Origin of the sequence: Leclercia sp. GLN_9 (assembly GCF_043105735.1) — a bacterium.
Classification (GTDB): Bacteria; Pseudomonadota; Gammaproteobacteria; order Enterobacterales; family Enterobacteriaceae; genus Enterobacter; species Enterobacter adecarboxylatus.
Map to the genome: position 1 here is coordinate 70,090 of NZ_JBICLV010000042.1, position 9,472 is coordinate 79,561.

General features: G+C 57.5%; 8 protein-coding genes. 5 read left to right on the forward strand and 3 right to left on the reverse strand.

The window, feature by feature from the left end:
• Positions 1 to 143: 143 nt before the first annotated feature.
• Positions 144 to 1,319 carry an MFS transporter AraJ gene (gene araJ, locus ACF8PE_RS21615; protein WP_165717841.1) on the forward strand — a complete coding sequence of 392 codons (1,176 nt, stop codon included), beginning with the start codon at positions 144 to 146 and terminating at the stop codon, positions 1,317 to 1,319.
• Positions 1,320 to 1,353: 34 nt separating this feature from the next.
• On the opposite strand, the gene ACF8PE_RS21620 is transcribed toward araJ, so the two are convergent.
• The gene (locus ACF8PE_RS21620) at positions 1,354 to 2,556 is read right to left on the reverse strand and encodes an NAD(P)/FAD-dependent oxidoreductase (protein ID WP_032618138.1); all 1,203 of its coding nucleotides are present in this window, start codon (positions 2,554 to 2,556) and stop codon (positions 1,354 to 1,356) included.
• A gap of 199 nt (positions 2,557 to 2,755) precedes the next feature.
• Here ACF8PE_RS21620 and ACF8PE_RS21625 point away from each other — a divergent pair, with 199 nt between their 5' ends.
• Entirely contained in the window at positions 2,756 to 3,262 is a 507-nt protein-coding gene (locus ACF8PE_RS21625; RefSeq protein WP_032618137.1) for an Rrf2 family transcriptional regulator, read from the forward strand.
• A gap of 32 nt (positions 3,263 to 3,294) precedes the next feature.
• On the opposite strand, the gene adhP is transcribed toward ACF8PE_RS21625, so the two are convergent.
• Positions 3,295 to 4,305, reverse strand: a complete 1,011-nt coding sequence (adhP, locus tag ACF8PE_RS21630; protein WP_032618136.1) for an alcohol dehydrogenase AdhP — start codon at positions 4,303 to 4,305, stop codon at positions 3,295 to 3,297.
• 277 nt (positions 4,306 to 4,582) lie between these two features.
• On the opposite strand from adhP, the gene ACF8PE_RS21635 reads away from it, so the two are divergent.
• Complete coding sequence (locus ACF8PE_RS21635) at positions 4,583 to 5,182, forward strand: inorganic diphosphatase (protein WP_059307925.1); 600 nt, start codon at positions 4,583 to 4,585, stop codon at positions 5,180 to 5,182.
• A 37-nt stretch (positions 5,183 to 5,219) separates the two neighbouring features.
• On the opposite strand, the gene ACF8PE_RS21640 is transcribed toward ACF8PE_RS21635, so the two are convergent.
• On the reverse strand, positions 5,220 to 6,929 hold the full coding sequence (locus ACF8PE_RS21640; protein WP_392495264.1) for an ABC-F family ATP-binding cassette domain-containing protein: 1,710 nt from the start codon (positions 6,927 to 6,929) through the stop codon (positions 5,220 to 5,222).
• A 407-nt stretch (positions 6,930 to 7,336) separates the two neighbouring features.
• On the opposite strand from ACF8PE_RS21640, the gene ACF8PE_RS21645 reads away from it, so the two are divergent.
• Both ACF8PE_RS21645 and yajD read left to right on the forward strand, forming a co-directional pair.
• Positions 7,337 to 8,551, forward strand: coding sequence for an MFS transporter (locus ACF8PE_RS21645; protein WP_392495265.1), 1,215 nt, complete (start codon positions 7,337 to 7,339; stop codon positions 8,549 to 8,551).
• Positions 8,552 to 8,603: 52 nt separating this feature from the next.
• A complete protein-coding gene (gene yajD, locus ACF8PE_RS21650; protein ID WP_032618133.1) occupies positions 8,604 to 8,951 on the forward strand; it encodes an HNH nuclease YajD in 348 nt (115 codons plus the stop codon).
• The last annotated feature ends 521 nt before the right edge of the window (positions 8,952 to 9,472 follow it).

Below are 9,472 nucleotides of genomic sequence, written 5' to 3' on the forward strand. Positions count from 1 at the left end.
ATCAGGCCTGAGCATCCTGGCGGAAAATATTCACAGCCTGCCCGAATTGATGGAGGAATCGGCCAGCGGCGCGATTTGAACTGGCTCACCATACCAGTTTGGTCGATAATGGCTGTTGCAATTATTTAACAAGTGGTCGCGGTATGAAAAAGACGGTGTTTTCGTTAGCACTTGGCACCTTTGGCCTGGGCATGGCCGAGTTTGGCATTATGGGCGTGTTAACCGAGCTGGCACGGGATGTGGGGATCACCATTCCTTCTGCCGGCAATATGATTTCGTTTTATGCCTTTGGGGTAGTGATTGGGGCACCGATCATCGCTATTTTTTCCGGGAAGTTCTCTTTAAAGTCGATCCTGCTGTTCCTGGTGACGCTGTGCCTCATCGGCAACGCCATTTTTACCTTCTCCACGTCGTACACCATGCTGGCGATCGGGCGGCTGGTATCTGGCTTTCCGCACGGCGCGTTTTTCGGCGTCGGCACCATTATCCTCTCGCGTATCGCGCCGCCGGGTAAGGTTACCCTGGCGGTGGCTGGCATGATTGCCGGGATGACGGTGGCTAACCTGGCGGGTGTGCCCCTCGGCACCTGGCTTGGGCATCAGTTCAGCTGGCGTTATACCTTCTTCCTGATTGCTGCGTTTAACCTGCTGGTCATGGTGTCGATTGCCCTCTGGGTGCCGCAGACATTTGATAAATCCCAGACACGCCTGAGCGAGCAATTTCACTTCCTGAAAAAGCCTGAACCCTGGTTTATCTTCGCCGCCACCATGTTCGGCAACGCCGGAGTCTTTGCCTGGTTCAGCTTCGTCAAACCCTTCATGATCAACGTATCGGGCTTCTCCGAAGGGGTGATGACCGCGATCATGATGTTAATGGGACTCGGCATGGTGCTGGGCAACCTGTTCAGCGGCAAACTTTCCGGGCGCTACAGTCCGCTGCGAATTGCGGCACTCACCGATCTGGTGATTGTTTTGTCGCTGCTGCTGTTGTTTGCCTTCGGTGCGCTGCCTGTGGCCTCGCTGGTGATGGGCTTTATCTGCTGCGCCGGGTTGTTTGCGCTGTCGGCCCCGTTGCAGATCCTGCTTCTGCAAAATGCCCAGGGTGGGGAGATGCTCGGTGCAGCGGGGGGCCAGGTGGCCTTTAACCTCGGCAGCGCCATTGGGGCGTACTTTGGCGGGATGATGATTACCCTTGGCTTTAGCTGGAGTTACGTGACCCTGCCTGCGGCGGTACTGTCGTTCTGCGCGATGTCGTCGCTTCTGATCTACGGTTATCTGAAAGCCCGCCGGACACAGGCTAACGTACAGGCGCTAGCCTGAAAAAAACCGCGCCGGGGGGCGCGGTAAGCAGGCTCTAGACAAATTTCGCCAGCGGATCGGCGGCGGCAAAAGCGACGGCGCGGTCGGCGGCAGGTGGGTAGATCAACTCGTTGGTGATGGCGATTTTGATTTTCTTTGCGTCATCGCGAACGGATTTCACCTTCTGATCCCAGCCTTCGCTGTAGACCGCGCCCCAGCCGCCCAAATCGAGACAGGTGACATAGTTCACCTGGCGATAGGGATAAGGCGCCACGTCTAACAGGCTGGCCGCGGCGTTATGTCCCGCAAACTTGCCCAACTGAATGGCGTGCTGACAGGTCATGAGCGCCGTATTGCCGCGGTCGTCAGTGTGGGCATGAGCCATATCCCCGGTGGCATACACGTCCGGGTGCGCCGGTACTTGCAGGCTTTCGTTGACCTTTAAGCGCCCCTGGGGATCTCGCTCGCCCGCAATCTGTTGGCTGAGGGGATGGGCTTCCACGCCTGCCGTCCAGACAACGGTGGCGGCCGCAATGCGCTCGCCATTTTTAAGCGTGACGCCGTGGGGATCGATGGCGCTGATTTCACTGTTCAGACGCCACTCCACACCCAGCGCGAGGCTTGCCTCTTCAATGGTGCCACGCAGTTCTTCACTGTAACGACCGCCAATGACCGATCCGCGTTCAACTACGATAACTTTTGTCTGTGTATCATCACCAAAACGGGTACGCAGACGCGCAGGGAGTTCGGTAGCCAGTTCTATGCCGGTGAAACCGCCACCGCACACCACCACGGTATTACGTTCCGGCGTCGAAGGGCGTGTCGCCAGTGAATCAAGGTGATTTTCGAAATGTTGGGCGGATTCCAGTTGGTCGATATCAAAGGCAAATTCTGCCAGACCAGGGATCGCCGGGCGGCGCGTCTGACTGCCTGTTGCCACAATCAGACGGTCGTAAGCGACCAGCGTCACGTTGCCCTGGCTGTCGCGATACCAGACGCTTTTCTGTTTCGCGTCAATACGTTCAGCGGTTCCGGCAATAAAGTGAACATTCAGTTCAGCAAAGAGATCGCTTAGCGGGGCGGCAAAGGTTGCTACCTGCTCTTCATAAAAGCGCGGGCGGATACGCAACTCCGGGCGGGGAGCCAGAACGGTGATCTGCAGGTCGTCACTTCCCGTTAAATCAGCCAGACGTGCGGCGCTCACCGCTGCCCACATACCCGCAAAACCGCTGCCTACAATTAAAATTTGCTTCTTCATCTTCGATCCTTTTTCGCATCAGGCCCTGTGGCTGACGTGACTGCAACTATACTTGTCGGAGTTAACTGCGACAACTTCTTTCTGAGTTTGTTTGCTGCGGGTCGTAAAAACAGAAGGTTAGGGGCACAGAGGATTGCGGCTGTCTTTCTGTCGCGGAACGCGGCTATAATGACCTGGAATAATAACTTCGGAGTTAAGCATGGCTTTTTACAGTTCCGGTGTGGAGTACGGCATTCATAGCCTGATGACCATGGTGGATGCGAAAGGTAACGACCGTGAGATGAGCGTTAGAGAAATGGCGGCCTTGCAGGGCGTTCCCTATGACTACCTGGGCAAGATCTTCACACGTCTGTCACGCGCCGGGCTGGTGAGCAGCACCGAAGGAAAGGGCGGCGGTTTTCGTCTGGCACGGCCTGCTGAACTGATCACCGTGCTGGATGTGGCGCATGCTATCGATGGCGAGAAGAACATGTTCGAGTGTCGTGAAGTGCGTCAGCGGCTGGCCGTGTTTGATGAAACGCCGCCTGCCTGGGTTTGCGACGGGCCGTGCGGTGTGCGCTCGGTGATGGACAGCGCCCAGCAGCGAATGGAAGAGGAGCTGGCGCGGCATACGATCCTCGACCTGGCGCGCAAAATGTACCGTAAAGCGCCAGATACTTTTCAGATTGAGGTGCAGGAGTGGATTGCGGATCGGCGGAACGCGTAGGCCCGACAGCGCAGCGCCGCCGGGCGTTCAACTTATGAGCGGAAATCAATCACCATGCGGCCGCGGATCTGGCCTTGCTCCATCTCTTTGAAGATGGCGTTGATATCCCCCAGCGGACGCAGCGCCACTTTCGGCACCACCTTACCTTCGGCGGCAAACTGGAAGGCTTCGGTCAGGTCCTGACGGGTGCCCACCAGCGAACCCACCACCTGAATCCCGTCCAATACCAGACGCGGAATATCCAGACTCATTGCTTCTGGCGGCAGACCGACCGCCACCACGCGGCCCCCGGCACGAACGGCATCTACCGCGGAGTTAAAGGCTACTTTCGCCACCGCCGTCACGACCGCGGCGTGGGCGCCACCGGTTTTTTCCTGAATAAATTTCGCGGCATCGTCGCTGCGGGAGTTAACCACCAGATCGGCCCCCATGCTTGAGGCCAGTTTCAGCTGTTCATCGTTAACGTCAACGGCGATCACTTTCGCGTTAAAGACATTTTTGGCGTATTGCAGGGCCAGGTTACCCAGCCCGCCCAGGCCATAAATAGCAATCCACTGGCCTGGTTTGATCTCTGATACTTTCACCGCTTTGTAGGTGGTCACCCCGGCGCAGGTGATGCTGCTGGCGGCGGCGGATTCCAGGCCGTCCGGCACTTTTACCGCGTAATCGGCGGTGACAATGCACTCTTCCGCCATACCGCCGTCCACGGAATAGCCGGCGTTTTTCACGGTGCGGCACAGGGTTTCATTGCCGGAGTTACAGTATTCACAGTGGCCACAGCCTTCGAAGAACCAGGCTACGCTTGCCCGATCGCCCGGTTTCAGCGAGGTCACGCCCGGCCCGATCTCCTTGACCACGCCAATCCCTTCATGGCCGAGGATAACCCCGGTCTTATCACCAAAATCGCCGTTCTTCACATGCAGATCGGTGTGGCAAACGCCACAGCACTCCATCTTCAGCAGCGCTTCACCGTGCTTCAGCGGGCGCAGGGTTCTCTCGGTTACTTCTACCTGATGGTCTTTGGTCACGACAGCAGCTTTCATATGTTTCTCCATTTTCATAATGAGGGATCTGCGAGGCAGGTATGGCGCTTGATGGGGCACGGCATACCCCTTAAGGATTAAAGTTTTTGAACTGTCTGGCAAGTCTGTTGCAATACAATTTATTCATTTATTTGATATTTAAGGCGTATTGATTGCCGAAAATATCAATAACCATGATGATTAAGGGTGGAATATTTCTGTAGGAAATTTGTCATTATTCTGACATTTCAGCCCCGTAAGGTGTGGTCTTCTTAAAAACCGAAGAGTTAACAAGACAATGCATCTGGTAAAAAAACTTCTCGCAGTGAGCGTCCTCCTGTCAGCTTCTGTGCAGGCGCAAAATATCCTCGAATTCCCACAGCCTGATAACAACCCGGAAGAGTTTTACGCCGTCACCGAAATTCCGGCGGGCGGGATTATTAAGTATGAAACGGATGCCAAAACCGGGTTTATCGTGGCCGATCGCTTCCAGTCGATGCCGGTAGCCTACCCGGCAAACTACGGCTCGCTTACCCAGTCTCTGGCGGGGGATGGCGATCCGCTGGACGTCATTTTCTACACCCGCGCCCCGATGGCACCGGGCACCCTGATTAAACTGCGCGCCATTGGCGTGCTGAAGATGATCGACGGCGGTGAAAAAGACGACAAAATCGTGGCGGTGCCAGCCAGTAAAATTGACCCGACCTATGACGACATCAAAGAGCTGAGCGATCTGCCGAAGATTGAACAGCAGCGTCTGGAGTCGTTCTTCCGCGTTTACAAACAGCTGCCGGAAGGGCGCAAGTCGGTGGAACTGAACGGCTTTAACGATGCCGCCACCGCTAAACAGGAAATCAAACAGGCATGGGATGCCTGGAAAACGAATCAGCCGAAGTAAAAAGATGCCCGGCGGCGGCTACCCGCCGGGCATTTTCCTAGAGCTGCGCCGTCAGCGCGGCAATCTCTTCCTGCCATTGTGCCTGAAGCTGCGGCTTCTGATGTTTCGGCTTACGCAGCCGATCTTCTTCCAGCAACCTCTCCAGCAGCACCAGCCGCTCCAAAAGATCTTCCGCGGGGTTTGCCCGATCGTCATCCTGTGCAACGGGCGCGGGGAGAGTGCTCTGGCCATTGCCGTCGCGAAGACGGGCAAACACCGCGTCGGCGTCATGCCATTCGCTGAGCAGACCATCTTCAATCAGCCAGAAGCGGTTACAGCTCTGACTGATTAACTGCCGGTCATGGCTGACCAGCAGCACACCGCCCTCGAACTGTTGCAAGGTGTCGGCCAGTGCCTCTTTACCTTCCATGTCCAGATGGTTGGTCGGTTCATCGAGCATCAGCAGGCTGAAGCGGGCCAGAGTCAGGCCGATAAACAGCAGCCGTGAACGTTCCCCGCCGCTGAGCGTACTGACCTTTTGCCCGTGCCGCGCCCAGGCGAACCCGGCAGAAATCAGCGCCATTTTGCGATCCTGCGGGTTGGGTGCGAATGGCTCCAGGGCATCAATCAGCGTGGCGTCATCCGCCAGCTGATGCAGGGTCTGGTCGTAATACCCCATTGCCACACGCGGATGGATCTTCAGCCCCGCATGCAGTTCCCGGGCGATGAATTGCTGCCAGATAAGCCGCATCAGAGAGGATTTGCCGCAGCCGTTACGCCCGACAATCGCCACCCGGTCGCCGCTTTTAAGCCGGACGTTTTCTATCGCGAACAGTGGCGCAAGGCCGGGTGCAGGCGGAACGCCAAGCGCGTCAATTTCCAGCAGTCGGTCGGCCCTTAGCGCATCGCCGCGCAGGGTTAAAGTCCAGGGACTGCCGCTGGTCAGCGCTGTCTGGCTCTCCTTCAGCCGCTCTACCTGGCGTTCCATCTGTTTGGCTTTGCGGGCCAGATCTTCGTTATCGTAGACCTTACCCCAGGTCGCCAGCCGTTTTGCGCTGGCGGTGACCCGGTCGATCTCCTTTTGCTCGGCTTTATGGCGCAGGGCGTCGCTTTCGTCTTTCTCTACCAGCGCCTGACGCGCGCGGGTACAGGGAAGGGCGAAGTAGTGCAACGTTTTGTCCCGCAGGATCCAGCTGCCATTGGTGACGGCATCCAGTAACTGCCTGTCGTGCGAGACCAGCACAAAGCTGCCGGACCAGTTTTGTAGAAACTGCTCCAGCCACAGCAGCGTCGGCAGGTCGAGGTGGTTACTGGGTTCATCCAGCAGCAACAGATCCGGCTCGTTTATCAACGCCCGCGCCAGCAGCAGACGGGTGTGCTGCCCGCCGCTGAGGGTAGCCGATGGCAGAGCCGTGTCCTGCGGGGTAAACCCCATACCCGCCAGCAGAGTTTCTGCCCGCCAGCGCAGGCTTTCGCGCTCGGCCACAGGCAGCTGCGCCAGAACCGCGTCGATCATGGTCAACGGATAAACAGATTCAGGAAGATGTTGCTCCACCCGCGCCATCAGACAGTGCCCGGCCATCGCTACCGTGCCGGAGAGGGGCGTGTCAGTGCCGTCGAGGATCTTCAGCAGGGTACTTTTGCCGCAGCCGTTATCGCCCAGCAGACCAATGCGGTCGCCTTTTTTGAGGCTAAAGGTGAGGTCGTAGAACAGCGTGTCAAAGGCAGTATCAACACGAAGAGAAAGTGCAGTCAGTAATGTGCTCATTTGCTTACTCAAGAGTTACAGGCATGAAAATGCCTCGTCAAACATCGCTGACGATAACCCGGTAAGCCCGAGAGAAGGGATTCAGTCTTGGGTGTCTTCGCTCAAGCCAAAGTTATCGCAGCACGAAACCGATAACGCTTGAGCTGACGCGATCGCCAAGGTGAAGTGAAATATCAAAGATTTCACAGCACAGCATAATTAGCCTCCTTTTATATTCAGTGGGTTGATGGATGAAAGGAGTGTAGCGGGGTTTGGTATCTCCGGCAAGCAGGCGTGATTGTCGCCGGGTAGCGCTGCGTTCACCAGGGGGGAAGTCTTCACCCTGAGTATATGGTTGCATTTTAAAACCATCTGACCTACTCTCGAAATGGTTTTATTATGAAACCACATCGAGAGAGGCTGACAGCATGAATGTGCAACTGAGAACGGGTGTATCAACCAGCCTGGCATGGCTCTTCGCCATCGCCAGCGGCCTGAGCGTGGCAAATGTCTATTACGCCCAGCCGCTCCTCGACGCCCTGGCCCGGGATTTCGGTATCAGTCACGCGGCGGTCGGCGGGGTTATCACCGCCACACAGTTGGGATGCGCGCTGGCGCTGCTGTTTCTGGTACCGCTGGGTGACAGGGTGGATCGCCGTCGGCTGATGGCGATGCAAATGCTGGCCCTGACGTTCGCACTGGTTGCAGTCGGCATGGCGCAGTCCACGCTTGCCTTGCTGGCGGGAATGCTCGCCGTCGGGCTGCTGGGCACGGCGATGACCCAGGGGCTGATCGCCTATGCTGCCAGCGCCGCGGCCCCTCATGAACAGGGGCGGGTAGTGGGCACGGCGCAGGGTGGCGTATTTATCGGTCTGCTGTTGGCACGGGTTTTTGCCGGGGGCGTCAGCGACCTGGCGGGCTGGCGCGGGGTCTATTTTTGCGCCGCGCTCCTGATGCTGGGGATTGCGATCCCGCTGTGGCGACGGCTGCCCATCTTGCCGCCGGCCTCACGCACGCTCAGTTATCCGCGCCTGCTGGCCTCCATGCTGACGTTGCTGCGCCAGGAGAAAGTCCTGCAGGTCAGAGGAATGCTGGCGCTGTTGATGTTTGCCGCTTTTAACATCTTCTGGAGTGCGCTGGTGCTGCCCCTGAGCGCACCGCCTTACAACTTTTCCCATACCCTGATTGGCGCATTTGGCCTGGCGGGAGTGGTGGGTGCGCTGGCCGCCGCGCGGGCCGGGCAGTGGGCCGACAGAGGGTATGCCCGGCGTACCAGCGGATTAGCGCTCCTGGTGCTACTGCTGGCCTGGTGGCCGCTGTCGCTGATGGACGTTTCACTCTGGGCGCTGGTGATGGGGATCGTGCTGCTGGACCTGGGCGGCCAGGCGCTGCACGTCACCAATCAGAGCCTGATTTTCCGCACCCGCCCGGACGCGCATAGCCGGCTGGTGGGGCTGTACATGATGTTTTATGCCGTCGGCAGCGGACTGGGCGCCATCAGTACCACCGTCACCTATGCCCGTTTCGGCTGGCAAGGGGTATGCCTACTTGGCGCATCGGTCAGTTTGCTGGCGCTGGTGTTCTGGTGGGTGACGCAGCGCCAGCACGCAGAAACACGGGATTGCGCCAGTGAACGCAGGTGAATTCTCACGCGCACTGTCGTAAAATCAGGTTTTTGCCACAGGTAACTTCACAATGGCTCTGATCCCTAAAAACTACGCGCGGCTGGAAAGCGGCTACCGCGAGAAAGCATTAAAAATCTATCCGTGGGTATGTGGGCGCTGCTCCCGTGAGTTTGTTTATTCAAACCTGCGTGAGTTAACGGTTCACCATATCGATCACGACCATACCAATAACCCGGAAGATGGCAGTAACTGGGAACTGTTGTGTCTGTTTTGCCACGATCATGAGCATTCCAAATACACGGAAGCGGATCAGTACGGCACCACCGTGGTGGCTGGCGAAGACGCGCAAAAAGACGTGGGCGTGGCGACCTATAATCCGTTTGCCGATTTACAGGCGATGCTGAATAAGAAGAAGTAACTTGCGAGGGTTGGGATGTGCGGTTTGATGCCCTCATCCCAACCTGAACGCGCAAAGAGAGCAAAAAAAGCAATTTACGTTGTAATGCCAGTCAGTAAAACACTTCGTTATTTCTCAATGACTGAAGTGGAAAAGTTCCGTTCACTAAAGCCCCTCTGCTTTATGCCCCCTCCGCTGCGGTGAACGTGCCAGGGGGGCTCGCCGCCTCCCCCCTGGCGACCCCGGCTCCCGGCCAGGAAAATCGCCGCTTCGCGGTGCCCTCAGCTTATTCCTTCAGGCTTTCGGGTCGGGCGCGATCCTACATCCATGTAGGTCGCGCCCTCTCGGCGCGTCCCTGCGCCTCGCCCCGGCCTTACGGAAACGCTTCGGCGATTTTCAGCCGGATTCACGCTCCCTCAAGCTTCTCTGCGGTTTGAATGTGGCACGGGGGTTGATTCCCCGCTGAAACCGGCGAACCGGAGACCGGATGACAAGGGCTGGACGCCAGGGATGGCGGCCAGAAGTGAATCGAGACAGGATGT